We start from the raw sequence: 15,041 nt of genomic DNA, 5'->3' as shown, positions 1-15,041 counted from the left end.
CTACCATGCTAGACAACGCTTTCATTCAACACGCTGCCGAACGCCTCGACCAGGCCGAACGCTCCCGCGAGCAGGTTGGCCAGTTTTCCCTGGAACAACCCGCCATCACCATCGAAGACGCCTACGCCATCCAGCGCGCTTGGGTTGCGAAAAAGATCGCTGCCGGGCGCAAGCTGGTGGGCCACAAGATCGGCCTGACCTCCCGCGCCATGCAAGTGTCGTCGAACATCACCGAGCCCGACTACGGCGCCCTGCTCGATGACATGCTGTTCGACGAAGGCAGCGATATTCCGTTCGAGCGGTTCATCGTGCCGCGTGTGGAAGTCGAGCTGGCGTTTATCCTCGGCAAGCCGCTGAAGGGCCCTAACGTGACGGTGTTCGACGTGCTCGACGCCACCGAGTGGGTGATTCCGGCGCTGGAGATCATCGATGCGCGCATTCAGCAGGTCGACCCGCTCACCCAGGCCACCCGCAAGGTGTTCGACACCATTTCCGATAACGCCGCCAATGCCGGCGTGGTCATGGGTGGCCGCGCCGTACGCCCTACCGACATCGACTTGCGCAAGGTGCCGGCCGTGCTTTACCGCAACGGCGTGATCGAGGAGTCCGGAGTTAGCGCCGCAGTGCTCAACCACCCAGCCAAAGGCGTGGCCTGGCTGGCCAACAAGCTGGCGCCATACGACGTCACCCTGCAGCCAGGGCAGATCATCCTCGGTGGCTCGTTCACCCGCCCGGTTGCTGCACGCCCAGGCGACACCTTCCACGTCGACTACGACATGCTCGGCTCGATTGCTTGCCGCTTCGTTTGAGGACCTGCCCATGGACATGCCTATCAACCATTTCAAGCAGCGCCTGCGCAGCGGCGAGCCACAAATCGGCCTGTGGCTGGGCCTGGCCAATGCGTACTGCGCTGAACTGGCAGCCAATGCAGGTTTCGACTGGCTGCTGATCGATGGCGAACACGCGCCCAACGACCTGCGCGGCATGCTCGCCCAGTTGCAGGCAGTGGCGCCCTACCCCAGCCAGGCGGTGATTCGCCCAGTGATTGGCGATACTGCGCTGATCAAGCAGGTGCTGGATATCGGCGCGCAAACCTTGCTGGTGCCGATGGTCGAAAGCGCCGAACAGGCGCGCCAGCTGGTCAAGGCCATCCACTACCCGCCAACGGGTGTGCGTGGCGTGGGCAGTGCGCTTGCCAGGGCTTCGCGCTGGAACAGCATTGCCAGCTACCTGGATCATGCCGACGAACAGATGTGCCTGCTGGTACAAATCGAGAACAAGGAAGGCCTGGCCAACCTTGACGCGATCGTAGCCGTTGAGGGCGTCGATGGCGTGTTCATCGGCCCGGCAGACCTCAGCGCAGCCATGGGGCATCGCGGCAACCCTGGGCATCCCGAGGTTCAGGCCGCGATTGAGGCGGCTATCGTGCGCATCAGCCAGGCGGGCAAGGCCGCCGGTATTCTCAGTGCGGACGAGAAACTGGCGCGGCGCTACATCGAGCTGGGGGCTGCGTTCGTGGCGGTTGGCGTGGATACCACCGTGCTGATGCGGGGTTTGCAAAGCCTGGCGGGCAAGTTCAAGGGAACTGCCGTGGCCACCACCGGTGGCGGCGTGTACTGATACTTCACGCCCGCCCGCAAGCGCACCGCCATCCTCTGTTGTAGGAGCGGGCTTGCCCCGCGAACACCGGCGCAGCCGGTGCCATGCACCGCGTCGCTAGCTTCGCGGGGCAAGTCGGGTCGCCGCACCGCCGCTCCTACAGGGTTATCGGTTAAAGCGGCACAAGCCCACGCCTGCTCGCGCTTTGCGAGCGCAGTACCGCAGCGCCATAGATCGCCAGCACACTGATCGAGCAGGCCCCAGAGAACAACAGCACGGCCATGTAGCCATAGGTTTCGATCAGCAAGCCGCCAACCGCAGGCCCTACCGCCGCGCCGATCGACAAGCACAACGCGCCGAGCACCACCAGTCGCCCTGACACATCGAACTCGGCCGTCACCCCGAAGGTGTAGGCCAGCACGAAGCTGATGGAGAACAGGAAGCACATGACCCCGGCAATGTAAGTGGCAAGCGAGGAAAACTGCGCCAGCAACACCAACCCGCCGACCTCCGCGGCGATGATCAGCGCCACCGGCAAAAAGCGCCCGGCCTTAAGGCCAATCGAAGACGCAATGAAACCGCCGCCCGCATTGATGATAAAGCCCAGCGCCAGCACCGTACCGATGGTGTCCGATGACAAACCGCTCTTCTTGCCCATCAGTTCGAGAAAGGCCCACACCGACATGATGCCGGTGAGAAACACCAGGCTGGCCAGCAGGCTGAGCCAGGCAATGGTTTGGCTTTGCCGGCATACCGGCAACGGCTCCCCGGCCTCCTGGCGACGTGCGCTGTGGCGAGGCACCCAGGGCAAGGAGGCAATGCCCATCAGCAGCATGCTGATCGCCAGCGTGATCAACATCCCCTGCAAGCCCCAACGGGGCGCCACCGCGACCGGCAGCACGATCAGCAGCAACGCGCCCGGCACGGTTTCCATGCCCAGCTTGAAGCCGAACGCACGCTCAGGTTGCGAGCTGTCCCCGAAAATGGTCATTGCCAGCGCATACAACGCGCCGGTTCCCGCACCTGCCAGGGCCATCAACAACACCAGCGCCGGGTAAGCCGTGCCACCGCACATGCCGATCAGCGCAGCGGCGACCAGCAGCGAAGCCAGGGTGGAAATGACCCGCCAGCTCACCCGCTGAATCCACAGTACCGACGCCAGGGCAACCAGCCCGAAGCCCAGGTTCATGGCCATCGCCAGGTTCCCCAGCTGTTGCTCGCCATAGCCGAATTGCTCGGCAAACGCGCCGAACAACACCGGGAGCACGTTGAGCAACAAGGCGCCGCCGGCCGATACCAGGCCTGCGCAGAGGTAAACGGAGGTTTTGTCGATCGGATTGGATATTATTGTTTTCATAGGCTGATCCTGGGCTGAATAGGCTTGTCTACAGCGGTTTCGCAACACTCCCTGTCGCCGTCGGGGCGAATTACCGGCGCCCCACCCGGTACGCATTGAGCTGGCGGCTGACCTTGCCAAGGCTGCAGATCACCGCACGGAAACGCTCCTTGCCGGGAATTCGGCGGCGCGGGATCGAGCGCATGGCGTGCCAGGCCGGCGAGCCGCCAGTCATGCCGTCGACGATGACCTTGGCAATCACCTGGCTGGGCGTGACGCCGAACCCGGAATAGCCCTGCACGTAGAACACGTTGTCGTGCCCCGGCAGCGTGCCCACTTGCGGGAACAGGTTGAGCGTGCAATCCATCGGCCCGCCCCAGGCCAGGTCGATGCGCGTGTCGGCCAGGTAGGGGAACAGGCGCATGAGCTTGTTGTGGTTCCAGGCCTTCAGGTCACGGGGCACGTACTCAAGCAACATGCCGGCCGTGCCGTACATGAGCCGGTTGTCCGGCGTGATGCGGTAGTAGTCGATGATCGGCGTGATGTCGCTGAAGGCGCCGCGAATGGGGCTGATACGCTGGATCAGCGCATCGGACAACGGCTCGGTGACCGTGTTGAAGGCGTACACATTGATCGCCGTGCTGTCGAGCGAGCGGTCAAGCTTGTTGAGGAAGGCACCGCAGCTGAACAGCAGCTTGTCAGCCCGCACCGTGCCCTTGGCGGTGCGCACGGTCACCTTCGGCCCATACTGAACCTGCAGCACCGGCGACTGCTCGAAGATCCGCCCACCATACTGTTCGGTGAACGCCTTCGCCTGGCCCAACAGCAGGTTCAGCGAATGAACCTGGCCATTGCCCATGTGCTTGAGGCCGCAGGTATAGATGTCGGCGCCCACGATACTGCGCACCTCGGCGCCCTCCAGGTAGCTGATTTCCTGGTCGGGGTTGAGGCTTTGAAAATCCTTCGCCCAGGCCTGCAGCAGCTTGCCCTGGCGTTTGTTGAAACCCATGTAGCCATAGCCATGGCGAAAGTCTGCCTGGATGTCGTAGCGGGCGATGCGCTGCTTGATCAAGCTGGCACCCAGGTCGCTGATCTCGAAAATCGCCTTCAAGCCCTCGGGGCCGACGTCTTTCTCGATGGTTTCCAGGTCGTGGCCGATGCCGGCCATCACATGTCCGCCGTTGCGCCCGGAGCCGCCAAAGCCCAGGTAGTTGGCTTCCAGCACCACCACGTCGGTAATGCCACGTTCGGTCAACTCCAGGGCGGTGTTGATACCTGAAAAACCGCCCCCGACAATGACCACCTGCGCGTCTATATCCCCTTCCAGATCACCGTAGTGCAGGTCGTACTTGCGGGTCATGGTGTAGTACGAGGACGGATTTTCCAACGAGAGCGACATGCAGGCCTACCTTATTGTTAGGAAATACGCACCTTCCAGGCTTGCGCAGCGAACCGGCTGCCCGGGGGCTCGGTGTGTTGCCACCCAACCAGTGTGCAACGCACGCAGGTGCGCGGCATGTACAGCCTTGCCGGACTTTTGGTCATGGTTGCCATTGCCGTCTGCCCGGGGCCCGGGCAGCCTGCCGCCGGTCAGAAACGCTCGGCGGGGTCGGTGGTCATCAGCATCTGTTGAAACCGCTCAAGAAAGATCGACTCCGCCTGGGTCAGCTTCTGTTCCCGGTTCCACAGCAGGTAGATGTTGACGTCGATGACCCCCTCCCACGGCGGCAGGCGCCACAGCGCATTGCTTTGCACCTGCGCGGCGACGATATGCTCCGGCAGGCAGCCGATGCCATAGCCGGCATCGACCAGGCGCAGGATTTCATCCAGGCTCGGCGACGAGGCGATCAACCGCCCGGTAAAGCCGTGCTGGTCGCGAAACACCGTCAGCGGCGACAGGTTGCCGCCAATCTGGTCACTGGTGAAACTCACGAAGTTCTCACCCTGCAGGTCGCTCACGTTCAGGTTCTTGCGCCCGAACAGGCGGTGGCGTTGGCCACAGAAGAAGGCGTAACGCTGCTCCAGCAATACCCGCTGCTCCAGCCTCGGCTGGGGCGTGCGGCACAGGCTAAGGCCAAACGATGCGGTTTTCTGCAGCAGCCCGCTGACCACGTCGGCACTGCGCAGTACATCGATTTCCAACTCCACCTGCGGGTAGTCGCTGTGAAACCGGGCAAGAAACTCGTCGTAGGCACGCGACTGGATACGGCTGATGCTCAGCAGGCGAATCTTGCCGGTGACCGTCTCGGCCGGGCTGTCCAGCGCCGGCCCCAGGCGCGACACCATGCCGTACAACTCAGCGGCAATCTGCATCACCTCCTCGCCTGCCTTGGACAACGTGATGCGCGGGCCACGGCGCACCACCAGGGCGCTGGCCAGTTGTTCCTCCAGGCGCCTGAGCGCCTGGCTGACCGCTGGCTGGCTCAGGTGCAGGCGCGCCGCCGCACGGCTGATGCTGCCCTCCTGCCCGATCACCAGGAAGGTGCGCAGCAGGTTCCAGTCCAGCCGGTCATTGAGAAAGCGCTTGGCTTCCGGGTCCCGGGCGGACGGCATGGCAGGCTTGGTCATTATTGGCCCTACTTATACTCAAGTATTTAAATTAGAAGCTTTTCGTAGGGTACGACTTGCCTCACCATCTGGCAATGCACCGCCAGAGTGCCGTGGTCCAGCCTGCGCCGGACGCCCTTTCTCCTGCCTATAGAACAATGACATCCAGGAGCCTCAGATGACGAGCCACACCCCCACCCCGCGCCGTGCCGCGGCGGCTGCCTTCATTGGCACCACCATCGAGTTCTACGATTTCTACATCTACGCCTTCGCCGCCGCCCTGGTGCTGGGGCAGCTGTTCTTCCCCAGTGAAAACCCGATGCTCAGCACCATGGCCGCGTTCGGCAGCTTCGCCGTGGGTTTTATTGCACGGCCATTCGCCGGCATGGTGTTCGGCCACCTGGGTGACCGCCTGGGGCGCAAGAAGATGCTGCTGGTGACCATCGTGCTGATGGGCGTGGCAACCACCTGCATCGGCCTGCTGCCGACCTACGCCCAAGCGGGTATCTGGGCACCCATTGGGTTGATTTTCCTGCGCCTGTTGCAAGGCATCTCGGTTGGCGGTGAATGGGGCGGCGCAGTACTGATGGCCAGCGAACATGCGCCCAAGGGCCGCAAGGTGTTCTTCGCCTCGTTCGCCCAATGGGGCAGCCCGGCCGGCCTGCTGCTGGCCCTGATCGCCTTCCGCTTCATCACCGGCATGGAACAGGAAGCGCTGATGAGCTGGGGCTGGCGTATTCCGTTCCTGATGAGCGGGCTGCTGATGATCGTTGGCCTGGTGATCCGCTTCGGCGTACCGGAGTCGCCGGAATTCGCCAAGGTCAAGGACAGCGCCCAGACCAGCGACAACCCGGTACTGGAGGTTCTGCGCAAGCACTGGCGCAACATCCTGTTCGCCGCCCTGGCGGTGACCATTGGCTCCGGTGGCTTCTTCTTCACCAACACCTTCATGATTACCTACGTCACCCAGTACCAGGGCATCGCCAAGACCACCATCCTCAATTGCCTGTTCGTGGTCACGATCCTGCAGTTTCTCTCGCAGCCCTGCTCGGCCATGCTGGCCGAGCGCCTGGGCGAGGGGCGCTTCCTGAAAGGGGTCGCCTCGCTGTGCATCGTCGCGCCCTACCCCATGTTCCTGCTGGTACAAACCGGCGACGTGGTCTACATGACCGCTGGCATTACCCTGGCCGTGGTCCTGCTTTCTGCCTTGTATGCCGTGATCGCCGGCTACATGGCGGAAGCCTTCCCGGCCCGGGTGCGCTATTCGGGCATTTCCATCGCCTACCAGCTCGGCAGCGGCCTGACCGGCGGCCTCACGCCGATGCTGGGCACCTTCCTCACTGGCCAGTTCGCCGGGCAATGGCTGCCACTGGCGCTGTTCTTCAGCGTGCTGGCCCTGATGTCGCTGATCGGTGTCATGGGCCTGTCGCGCTTGCGCAGTGCGCAGAAACGCCCGGCCGCCCTCTCCACTTCCCAAGGAATCGCCTGATGAGCAAGCCTCTTCTCATGTCGGATATCGAATGGCAAGCGCGCTGCGAGCTTGCCGCGCTGTACCGGCTGGTCGCCTACTACCGCATGACCGACCTGATCGACACGCACATCACTCTGCGCGTGCCCGGCCCCGACCGGCACTTTCTGATCAACCGCTACGGCGTAGCCTTCGAAAAAATGCGCGCCAGCGACCTGGTGCTGATCGACCTGGACGGCAACGTGGTCGACAGCCACTACAACGGCGGCAAGGTCAACGCGGCCGGGTTCGTCATCCACTCGGCCATTCACGAGGCACGCCCGGACCTGCACTGCATCGTCCATACCCACACCGCCGCCGGCATGGCCGTGGCTGCCCAGCGTGACGGCCTGCTGCCGCTGACCCAGCACGCGCTGAAGTTCTACGGCAACCTGGCCTACCACACCTACGAAGGGATTGCCCTGTCGCTGGCCGAGCGCGAGCGCCTGGTGGCCGACCTGGGCCCGCACAAGGCGATGATCCTGCGCAACCACGGCTTGCTCGCCGCCGGTGGCAGCGTGGCGGCTGCCTTCCATGAAATCTACTTCCTCGAACGCGCCTGCCAGGCGCAGGTGCAGGCCATGTCCGCAGGCGTTGCGCTGAACGTGCCTTCGGAGGATGTGTGCCGGCACACTGCTGCGCAGTTCGGCCGTGATGGCATCGACGGCATCATCGACATGGCCTGGCAGGCCGCGCTGAGCCTGATCGACGAGCAACGCAGCAACTGGTGCAGCTGACATGGGCAAACTCATACTGCTTTGCCAGAACCCCGCGCTGACCGACTGGTTGGCCGCGCTGTTCGCCGAACACGCCCCGCAGCTCGATGTGCTGCGCCCAGGCGACGCCCAGGCACACCTGGCCGAGGTGGCCGTGTGCTGGTTCCCGCCCGCGGGCAGCCTGGGCCAGCTGCCGAACCTGCGCTTGGTGCACTCGATTGGCTCGGGGGTCGATCACCTGGCCCAGGACAGCTCGCGTGACCCGGCCGTGCCGGTCTGCCGGGTGGTCGACCCCGACCACACCTTGGGCATGAGCGAGTACGTGCATTGGGGCGTGCTGCACTTTCACCGGGGTTTCGACCAGGTGATCGCCGGCCACAGCCAGCAGCACTGGCAACGGCCGGTGCAGCGCAAGGCCGAGCACTTCAAGGTCGGCGTAATGGGCCTGGGCGCGATTGGCGCGCCGGTGGCGCAGCGCCTGGCCGGCGCAGGCTACGACGTGCGCGGCTGGGCCCGCACGCCAAGGCAGATCGAGGGCATCAGCACCTTCGCCGGCGCCCCTTCGCTGCACGGCTTCCTCGCTGGGCTGGATGTGCTGGTCAACTTGCTGCCGCTCACCGCCAGCACCCAGGGTGTGTTGAACCACGCGGTTTTCCACCACATGGCGGACGGCAGTGCGCTGATCAACTGTGGGCGCGGCCAACACCTCGATGCCGAACACCTGCGCCAGGCGCTGGCCAGCGGCAAGCTGCGTGGCGCCTTGCTCGATGTATTCGAGCAGGAACCCCTCCCCGCCGACGCGCCACTGTGGCACATGCCCGGGGTCTGGGTGACCCCGCACATGGCGTCGGCGGCGTCCGACCTGTGCATTGCCCGGCAGGTGGCCGACAACGTGTCGCGCCTGGCTGCCGGGCTTGAATTGAACAACCGAGTCGATGCCGAACTGGGCTATTGATCGCACGCTTTACCAGGAGGTCCTACATGAAGACGTTTTTCCACCCGGCGCAGCGCCTGCACCACCCCCGCTCCTACCTGTCGCGTGGCCAGATGCGCGAGCCCCAGGAGCTGCCCAGCCGCATCGACCCGCTGCTGGCAGTGGTCGAGCAACTGGGCTACCCGCTGCACCAACCCACCGACCACGGCCTGGCGCCGCTGGCAGCCGTGCACAGCACGGCCTACCTCGACTACTTGAGCAGCGCCTACCAACAGTGGCACGAAGTGCCGGAAGACTGGGGCGATGAGGTGATGTCCAACATCTTCATCCGCGAAGGCAACCCGCTGCGGGGCATTCTCGGCAAAACCGCCCGCTACCTGGCGGACGGCAGTTGCCCGATTGGCGAGCATACCTGGCAGGCTGCCTATTGGTCGGCGCAAAGCGCCGTCGCCGCTGCCCACGCAGTGATCGAAGGCGACCAGGCCGCCTACGCCCTGTGCCGGCCACCGGGGCACCATGCCCGGGCCGAGGCCGCCGGTGGTTTCTGCTTCCTGAACAACGCCGCCATCGCCGCCCAGGTACTGCGCGGCAGGTTCGCCAAGGTGGCGGTGTTCGACACCGACATGCACCACGGCCAGGGCATCCAGGAAATCTTCTACGACCGGGATGACGTGCTGTACGTGTCGATTCACGGCGACCCGACCAACTTCTACCCGGTGGTCGCCGGCTTCGATGACGAAACCGGTACGGGGGCAGGTGCAGGCTTCAACCTCAACCTGCCCATGGCCCACGGCGCCAGCGAGGCGGACTTCTTCGCCTGCATGGACAAGGCCGAAGCGGCGCTGCGGGCGTTTGCCCCGGATGTGCTGGTGTTGTCGCTGGGCTTCGACATCTACGAGAACGACCCGCAATCGAAGGTTGCCGTCAGCCATGAAGGCTTCCGCCGCCTCGGCCAGCGGATCAAGGCGCTGGGCCTGCCGTGCGTGGTGGTTCAGGAAGGGGGGTATGACATTGCCACCCTGGATGAAAATGCCTCGCAGTTCTTCCACGGTTTGACGGCCTGACGGCCTGAGGCGTGTTCGCGCGGGTATTTGCAGCGCCTGGGAGATCGAGCGCCGCCCGCGCGGCGCTTCGCGAGCTGCGCTCGCTCCTACGTTTGTTTCGGGCCAGTGAGTCCTGGGGGATTGGCGCGCGAACGCCTTGGCGCATGGCGCAATATCGCGTCGTACCAACAAGGCGGTCGCGCGCGCCTGTCACAGGCGTTACTGGCCAGAAACAAACGTAGGAGCGAGCAAAGCTCGCGAAGCGCCGCGCGGGCGGCGCTCGATCTCCCAGGCGCTAAAAAACCAACGGCGAACACCTGGCGGCCCACACCCCCTCTCAAAACAGGCGCACAACGCTCACAAAATCCCCAGGCATTTCCTACAAAACCGCACTGGTAGCAGCACCACTCGCAAAATATCCTACAACCTCTGTCGGCTCGCGTCTGATTGTGACTGGAAACCCATCCTTCTAGGCTTTCCAGGTCGCTGAATAGTTCAGCGATCGGGGTGTGGAAACCCTGGCAATTCATATGGCTGCTGTTGTCATGACAGCCGTACACGGGAGGCTTCCGAGCCTACCGGGTTTGCCATGTGCCTGGTTTTCCACCCCGTGTACGGCTGTCACCCTAATGTGTGGAAACGGATGGGTGGCACGTGATCACATGGAGCTGCCATGAAACAAATCGTCCCCGACCCTCCCTACGAATTCAACCTGCCTGACGGCGTCACCCTCCCCCATGCTGTGATGATCGCCGCATGCACACCCACCATTCAGGGAGAGAACGCATGACCGCCGACAACCACACCACCCCCGGCAAAACCTGCTTCTACCAAGGCGATACCCTCAAACAGCCTTTATTCCAGATAGCACCTGGCATCCCTTGCCAGCATGCCCGCGACCAGGCCTCGGAACTGATGGGCTGCGTGCGCGACCTGACGCTTTCCGCCGTGATGGACAGCGATCCGCAATTGATCTGGGCTGCGCATTACTTGAGCGCGCTAGCCAAGGCCTTGCTGGATGATGCGGAGCTTGGGATAGGCCGCTAAATCTTGTGCCGGTGAATCCGCAATGTTTGAAATTGCGGGTGGGGCCGGCAGGTGTTCGCCGTTGGATTGTTTGCGCCTGTGAGATCGAGCGCCGCGCGGGCGGCGCTCGATTTCACAGGCGCTGCAACTCCCTCGACGAACCCGCATCATCCCACCCCAACCCCAGCGACTTGTGCAAGGCGGCGAAATCCTTCAACAACTGCGCATCGCCCGCTACCCGGTTCTGCTGGGCATCGAAGCGGGTGCGTTCGGCGTCCAGCCAATCCAGGGTACTGGCGGTGCCGGCGCGGTAGCGCTGGCGGGTCAGCTCGGCTGCGCGCTCGGCGCTGGCCTGAATGCCGCGCAACAGCACCACGCTCTCACGCTGGTGGCCGTAGCGCACCAAGGCGCTGTCGGCATCGCGCAGCGCTTGCAGCACGGTGCCACGGTATTGCGCCAGGGCAAGGTCGCGGCCCGCCTCGGCGCCTTCGACCGAGGCCTTCACCCGGCCAAAATCAAGGGCATTCCAGGTCAGGCGCGGCACCAGCAGCCAGGTGGCGTTGTCCTTGCGTGCCAGGTGGCCTGGGTCAGCGGCGCTGAAACCCAGGTCGCCGAGCAGGCTCAGCTTGGGAAACCAATCGGCGGTCTTCTCGCCAATCTGCGCATTGGCCGAGGCCAACTGGCGCTCGGCAGCGCGGATGTCCGGGCGCGCCTTGAGCATGGCGGCCGGGTCGGCCAGCGGCACCTGGGCCGGCACGCTGGGTAAGGCGGCGGAAGCTTGCAACTGCGCGTCCAGCTCGCCTGGTTCCTGGCCGCACAGCAGGGCCAACTGGTCGAGGGATTCAACGATCTGCGCCTGCAATGGCAAGCGTTGCGAGCGCGTGGTGTCGGCCTGGGTAATCACCTGCTCCAGTTGCAACTCGCTGGCCACGCCGCGGCTGCGGCGCTGGCGGGTCAGCTCCAGCACCTGCTGCTCCAGCTCACTGGACGCATCCACCAGCGCCAGGCGCTGCTGGCGATCACGCAAATCGACATAGGCCTGCACCACTTCGGCGGCCAGCTGGACCTGGGCATCGGCCAGCTGCGCGGCACTGGCGGCGGCACTGGCATCGGCCGCCTCGATGGCGCGGCGGGTGCCGCCGAACAGGTCAACCTCCCAACTGGCATCGAAATCGGCCAGGTACAGGCTCAACGGCCCACGCCCGCCTCCACCCCCTTCACCACCGGCGAATTGCGAGACATCCGGCGAACGCATGCGCAACATCGTGGCGTTGGCCGACACCTTCGGCCGCCCGGCGGCCTGCTCGCTGGCCAGGCCCGCACGCGACTGGCGCAGGCGCGCTTCGGCCTCGGCCAGGGTCGGGCTATGGGCCAGGGCTTGGTTGACCAAGGTGTCGAGCTGGGCATCCCCCAGGCTGTGCCACCACTGGGCCGCAGGCGGCGCATCGGCCCTGGCGGGCTGGTCATGGGCCAGGCGCCCGGCGGCCAGGGTTTTTTCGGCCACTTGCGGCGCCCCTTGGTAATCGGGGCCCACGGTGCAACCGGTGATTGCCGCCAGCACCAGGGTGGCCAATAAAGTCTTCTGAATCATCGGGCATTACCTTGGGGTTTGCGGGTTTTGAGCAACAAGGCCAGTGGAATGCAGGCCAGCAGTGCCAGCCCCAGCAGTAGGAACGTTTCACCGTAGGTCATCACCAGTGCTTCGCGGGCGATGGTTTGCGCCAATTGCCCCAACGACTGCATCTGCGCGTGGGCCAGGTCACCACTGCGACCCAGGAAGGCAGCGGTACTGGCGGCCATCTGGTCCTGCACCAGGGTGCTGTTGGCATGCACCGACTCGCGCAGCACGGCATCGTGGTACTGCTCGCGGCGGTCGACCAGTACACCGATCAACGCCAGGCCAATGGAGCCGCCGAGGTTGCGTGCCATGTTGTAAAGGCCCGCCGCATCGCCGGCTTCCTCGGCCTTCACCGCCGACATCGAAGCCTGGTTCAGCGGCATCATCGCCAGGATCTGGGCAAAGCCGCGCAAGATCTGCGAGCCCCAGAAGTCGTGGCCAACGCTGTCGGCAGTCAGGTTCACATCAAGCAGGCAACTGATGCAGAACAGCGCAAGGCCAAGGCTTACCAGCCAGCGCGCCGGATAGCGCCCCAACAGCCTGGGCAGAATGGGCATCAGCATGAAGGCCGGTATGCCCGACAGCAGCATGATCGAGCCTGCCTGCTGGGCGTTGTAACCCGAGACGTTGCCGAGAAACTGCGGCAGCAGGTACGAGATGCCATAGATACCCGCGCCCACCACCGAAACGATCAGGATCACGCTGGCGTAGTTGGCGTTGCGCATCAGGCTCAGGCGAATGATCGGCCGCTTGGCGGTGAGCTGGCCGAGGGTGATCAACACGAAACCGAGCACGGTCAGCAGGCTCAGCCAGATGATCATGTGCGAATCGAACCAACGCTCACGCTGGCCCTCCTCCAGCACCACGGTCAGCGAACTAAGGCCCAGGGTCAGGCCGACGATGCCCAGCCAATCGGCTTTGAACAGCTGCTCAAGGTCCAGCTTGTCGCTCTTGAGCCCTGTCCACAGTAAGGTCACCAGGGCAATGCTCACCGGCAGGTTGAGGAAGAAGCACCAGCGCCAGCTGGCATTCTCGGTCAGCCAGCCGCCCACCACCGGCCCCATCAGCGGGCCGAGCAACACCGTCAAACCGAACACACTCATGCCGATGGGCAACTGATGCTGCGGCAACCGGGTGCGGATGATGGTTTGCGCCGTCGGGATCATCGCCCCGCCGGCAAAGCCCTGGCCGATACGGCCCGCAATCATTCCGGCCAGGCTCTCGGACATCCCGCAGTACATCGAGAACAGGGTGAACAGCACGGCCATGCACATCAGAAACCGGCGCAGGCCGAACACCCGGGTCAACCAGGCGGCCAGCGGAATCATGACGATCTCGGACATCAGGTAACCGGTGCTGATCCAGGTGCCTTCGGTGCCAGTGGCGCCAATCTGGCCCTGAATTTGCGGCAATGCCGAGTTGGTGATGGAAATGTCCAGGGTCGCCAGTAACGCGCCAAGCGAGCCCGCCGCCACGGCGATCCAGTCGGTCAGCGATGCATTGGCCGGGCGTGCCTGGGCGTTGCCTGCACTGAGCGCCGCCTCAGCCATGGTGGGCATCCGGGCCGGTGCGGGTGTCGACATCCACGGTCACCGACAGGCCCGGTACCAACGCTGGGCGCACTGCCTCGGGTATGTCCAGCACGATACGCACCGGTACCCGCTGCACGATCTTGGTGAAGTTGCCGGTGGCATTGGACGGTGGCAACAGCGCGAACTGGGCACCGGTACCGGGCGAAATGCTGTCGACATGGCCGCTGAGGTTTTGCCCCGGCAGCGCGTCGACGTGCACGGTCACCGTTTGGCCAGGACGCATGGCGCCGATCTGGGTTTCCTTGAAGTTGGCGGTCAGGTACAGCGACTGCACCGGCACAATGGTCATCAGCCGCGTACCCGGCTGCGCGAACTGGCCAACCCGCACGCTGCGGTCGGCCACGCGCCCGGCGATCGGGCTGGTCAGCAGGGTGTCCTGCAAGTCGATGTCCGACTGCCGGGCGCTGGCCTGGGACACCGCCAACTGCGCCTGGGCCTGCTGCAACTGGGCTTGCAGGGTGCCGACCTTGACCTGGGCGGCGCGCAGTGCGGCCTGCTTGGCGACCAGGGTGGCGTCGGCCCGTGACTGCTCGTTGGTCAGGTCCGCCAGGCGCTCTTCGGTTTCGGCGCCAGAACGCGCCAGTGGCGCGTAACGCTGAACCTGCCCCCGGGCATGGCGAAGGTCTGCCTCGGCACCGCTGAGCTCGGCCTTGGCCTGGGCAATGCTGGCGTCCTGCTGGGCGAGTTCGGCTTCGGCACGGGCCACGTCGGCCTGGCGCGCCTTGACCGTGGCCGTGGACTGGTCGGCCGCGGCTTGATAGTTGCCATGATCGAGGCGCGCGACCGGTTGGCCGGCCTCGACCTGCTGGTTATCGGCCACCAGCACCTCGGCGATGTAGCCACCGACTTTGGGCGCGACCGTCATGCTGTCGGCCTGCAGGTAGGCATCGTCGGTGGTTTCGATGTACTGCCCGACAAAGTACCAGTGCCCTCCCCAGCCCAGTGCGGCAACCGCGGCAATGGCACCGAGCGACAGCAGCACGCGCTTGGGGCTGCGGCGCTTTTCGCTGGGTATTTCAGGGGCCTGGGCAGGCTGCAGACGGTCTTGCTGACCGAGGGGGCGATCGGAGGACATGCCGGGAAATCTCGAAATTATTCCAGTTGCTACAAAATGAGATTTTGG

13 protein-coding genes are annotated in these 15,041 nt (G+C 64.5%); 7 read left to right on the top strand and 6 right to left on the bottom strand.

Features of this window, described 5'->3' with window-relative positions; translation table 11 throughout:
* Window positions 1–5 precede the first annotated feature (5 nt).
* Together hpaH and hpaI are read left to right on the top strand one after the other, a co-directional pair.
* Window positions 6–809, top strand: a complete 804-nt coding sequence (hpaH, locus tag F3J44_RS17900; RefSeq protein WP_167064363.1) for a 2-oxo-hept-4-ene-1,7-dioate hydratase — start codon at window positions 6–8, stop codon at window positions 807–809.
* Window positions 810–825: 16 nt separating this feature from the next.
* Window positions 826–1,620: a 4-hydroxy-2-oxoheptanedioate aldolase gene (gene hpaI, locus F3J44_RS17895; protein WP_304622152.1), complete on the top strand. Its 795-nt coding sequence runs from the start codon at window positions 826–828 to the stop codon at window positions 1,618–1,620.
* A 151-nt stretch (window positions 1,621–1,771) separates the two neighbouring features.
* On the opposite strand, the gene F3J44_RS17890 is transcribed toward hpaI, so the two are convergent.
* From F3J44_RS17890 to F3J44_RS17880, 3 genes are all read right to left on the bottom strand, one after another.
* Window positions 1,772–2,956, bottom strand: coding sequence for an MFS transporter (locus F3J44_RS17890; protein ID WP_167274576.1), 1,185 nt, complete (start codon window positions 2,954–2,956; stop codon window positions 1,772–1,774).
* Window positions 2,957–3,026: 70 nt separating this feature from the next.
* Window positions 3,027–4,334 carry an FAD-binding oxidoreductase gene (locus F3J44_RS17885; protein WP_167274573.1) on the bottom strand — a complete coding sequence of 436 codons (1,308 nt, stop codon included), beginning with the start codon at window positions 4,332–4,334 and terminating at the stop codon, window positions 3,027–3,029.
* Window positions 4,335–4,525: 191 nt separating this feature from the next.
* Window positions 4,526–5,503, bottom strand: coding sequence for a LysR family transcriptional regulator (locus F3J44_RS17880; RefSeq protein WP_167064377.1), 978 nt, complete (start codon window positions 5,501–5,503; stop codon window positions 4,526–4,528).
* Window positions 5,504–5,660: 157 nt separating this feature from the next.
* On the opposite strand from F3J44_RS17880, the gene F3J44_RS17875 reads away from it, so the two are divergent.
* From F3J44_RS17875 to F3J44_RS17855, 5 genes are all read left to right on the top strand, one after another.
* Window positions 5,661–6,971 (top strand): MFS transporter, encoded by a 1,311-nt coding sequence (locus tag F3J44_RS17875; protein ID WP_167274569.1) that lies wholly within the window; start codon window positions 5,661–5,663, stop codon window positions 6,969–6,971.
* On the top strand, window positions 6,971–7,726 hold the full coding sequence (locus F3J44_RS17870; RefSeq protein WP_167064381.1) for a class II aldolase/adducin family protein: 756 nt from the start codon (window positions 6,971–6,973) through the stop codon (window positions 7,724–7,726). The genes F3J44_RS17875 and F3J44_RS17870 overlap by 1 nt, the downstream gene beginning before the upstream one ends.
* 1 nt (window position 7,727) lies before the next feature.
* On the top strand, window positions 7,728–8,660 hold the full coding sequence (locus F3J44_RS17865; RefSeq protein WP_167274566.1) for a glyoxylate/hydroxypyruvate reductase A: 933 nt from the start codon (window positions 7,728–7,730) through the stop codon (window positions 8,658–8,660).
* Window positions 8,661–8,686: 26 nt separating this feature from the next.
* Window positions 8,687–9,703 (top strand): histone deacetylase family protein, encoded by a 1,017-nt coding sequence (locus F3J44_RS17860; RefSeq protein ID WP_167274563.1) that lies wholly within the window; start codon window positions 8,687–8,689, stop codon window positions 9,701–9,703.
* Window positions 9,704–10,468: 765 nt separating this feature from the next.
* Window positions 10,469–10,729, top strand: coding sequence for a DUF3077 domain-containing protein (locus F3J44_RS17855; RefSeq protein ID WP_167274560.1), 261 nt, complete (start codon window positions 10,469–10,471; stop codon window positions 10,727–10,729).
* Between the two features lie 112 nt (window positions 10,730–10,841).
* Here the strand turns inward: F3J44_RS17855 and F3J44_RS17850 are convergent, their stop codons facing one another.
* From F3J44_RS17850 to F3J44_RS17840, 3 genes are read right to left on the bottom strand one after another with little or no spacing between them, the layout of a single operon-like run.
* The gene (locus F3J44_RS17850) at window positions 10,842–12,299 is read right to left on the bottom strand and encodes an efflux transporter outer membrane subunit (protein WP_167274557.1); all 1,458 of its coding nucleotides are present in this window, start codon (window positions 12,297–12,299) and stop codon (window positions 10,842–10,844) included.
* Entirely contained in the window at window positions 12,296–13,876 is a 1,581-nt protein-coding gene (locus F3J44_RS17845; protein ID WP_167274555.1) for a DHA2 family efflux MFS transporter permease subunit, read from the bottom strand. Before F3J44_RS17845 ends, F3J44_RS17850 begins: the two co-directional genes overlap by 4 nt.
* Window positions 13,869–14,993, bottom strand: a complete 1,125-nt coding sequence (locus F3J44_RS17840; RefSeq protein ID WP_167064399.1) for an HlyD family secretion protein — start codon at window positions 14,991–14,993, stop codon at window positions 13,869–13,871. Before F3J44_RS17840 ends, F3J44_RS17845 begins: the two co-directional genes overlap by 8 nt.
* Window positions 14,994–15,041 lie beyond the last annotated feature (48 nt).

The sequence above is a fragment of the Pantoea sp. Tr-811 genome (assembly GCF_011752535.1).
In the GTDB taxonomy this organism is placed as follows: domain Bacteria; phylum Pseudomonadota; class Gammaproteobacteria; order Pseudomonadales; family Pseudomonadaceae; genus Aquipseudomonas.
Note: the sequence above shows the minus strand (reverse complement) of the source record. Positions and strands in the feature narration are given on the sequence as shown.

Excerpts from the sequence above, each read along its gene's own strand:
- hpaH (WP_167064363.1), top strand. The coding sequence starts at position 6 with ATGCTAGACAACGCTTTCATTCAACACGCTGCCGAACGCCTCGACCAG.
- hpaI (WP_304622152.1), top strand. The coding sequence starts at position 826 with ATGCCTATCAACCATTTCAAGCAGCGCCTGCGCAGCGGCGAGCCACAA.
- F3J44_RS17890 (WP_167274576.1), bottom strand. The coding sequence starts at position 2,956 with ATGAAAACAATAATATCCAATCCGATCGACAAAACCTCCGTTTACCTC.
- F3J44_RS17885 (WP_167274573.1), bottom strand. The coding sequence starts at position 4,334 with ATGTCGCTCTCGTTGGAAAATCCGTCCTCGTACTACACCATGACCCGC.
- F3J44_RS17880 (WP_167064377.1), bottom strand. The coding sequence starts at position 5,503 with ATGACCAAGCCTGCCATGCCGTCCGCCCGGGACCCGGAAGCCAAGCGC.
- F3J44_RS17875 (WP_167274569.1), top strand. The coding sequence starts at position 5,661 with ATGACGAGCCACACCCCCACCCCGCGCCGTGCCGCGGCGGCTGCCTTC.
- F3J44_RS17870 (WP_167064381.1), top strand. The coding sequence starts at position 6,971 with ATGAGCAAGCCTCTTCTCATGTCGGATATCGAATGGCAAGCGCGCTGC.
- F3J44_RS17865 (WP_167274566.1), top strand. The coding sequence starts at position 7,728 with ATGGGCAAACTCATACTGCTTTGCCAGAACCCCGCGCTGACCGACTGG.
- F3J44_RS17860 (WP_167274563.1), top strand. The coding sequence starts at position 8,687 with ATGAAGACGTTTTTCCACCCGGCGCAGCGCCTGCACCACCCCCGCTCC.
- F3J44_RS17855 (WP_167274560.1), top strand. The coding sequence starts at position 10,469 with ATGACCGCCGACAACCACACCACCCCCGGCAAAACCTGCTTCTACCAA.
- F3J44_RS17850 (WP_167274557.1), bottom strand. The coding sequence starts at position 12,299 with ATGATTCAGAAGACTTTATTGGCCACCCTGGTGCTGGCGGCAATCACC.
- F3J44_RS17845 (WP_167274555.1), bottom strand. The coding sequence starts at position 13,876 with ATGGCTGAGGCGGCGCTCAGTGCAGGCAACGCCCAGGCACGCCCGGCC.
- F3J44_RS17840 (WP_167064399.1), bottom strand. The coding sequence starts at position 14,993 with ATGTCCTCCGATCGCCCCCTCGGTCAGCAAGACCGTCTGCAGCCTGCC.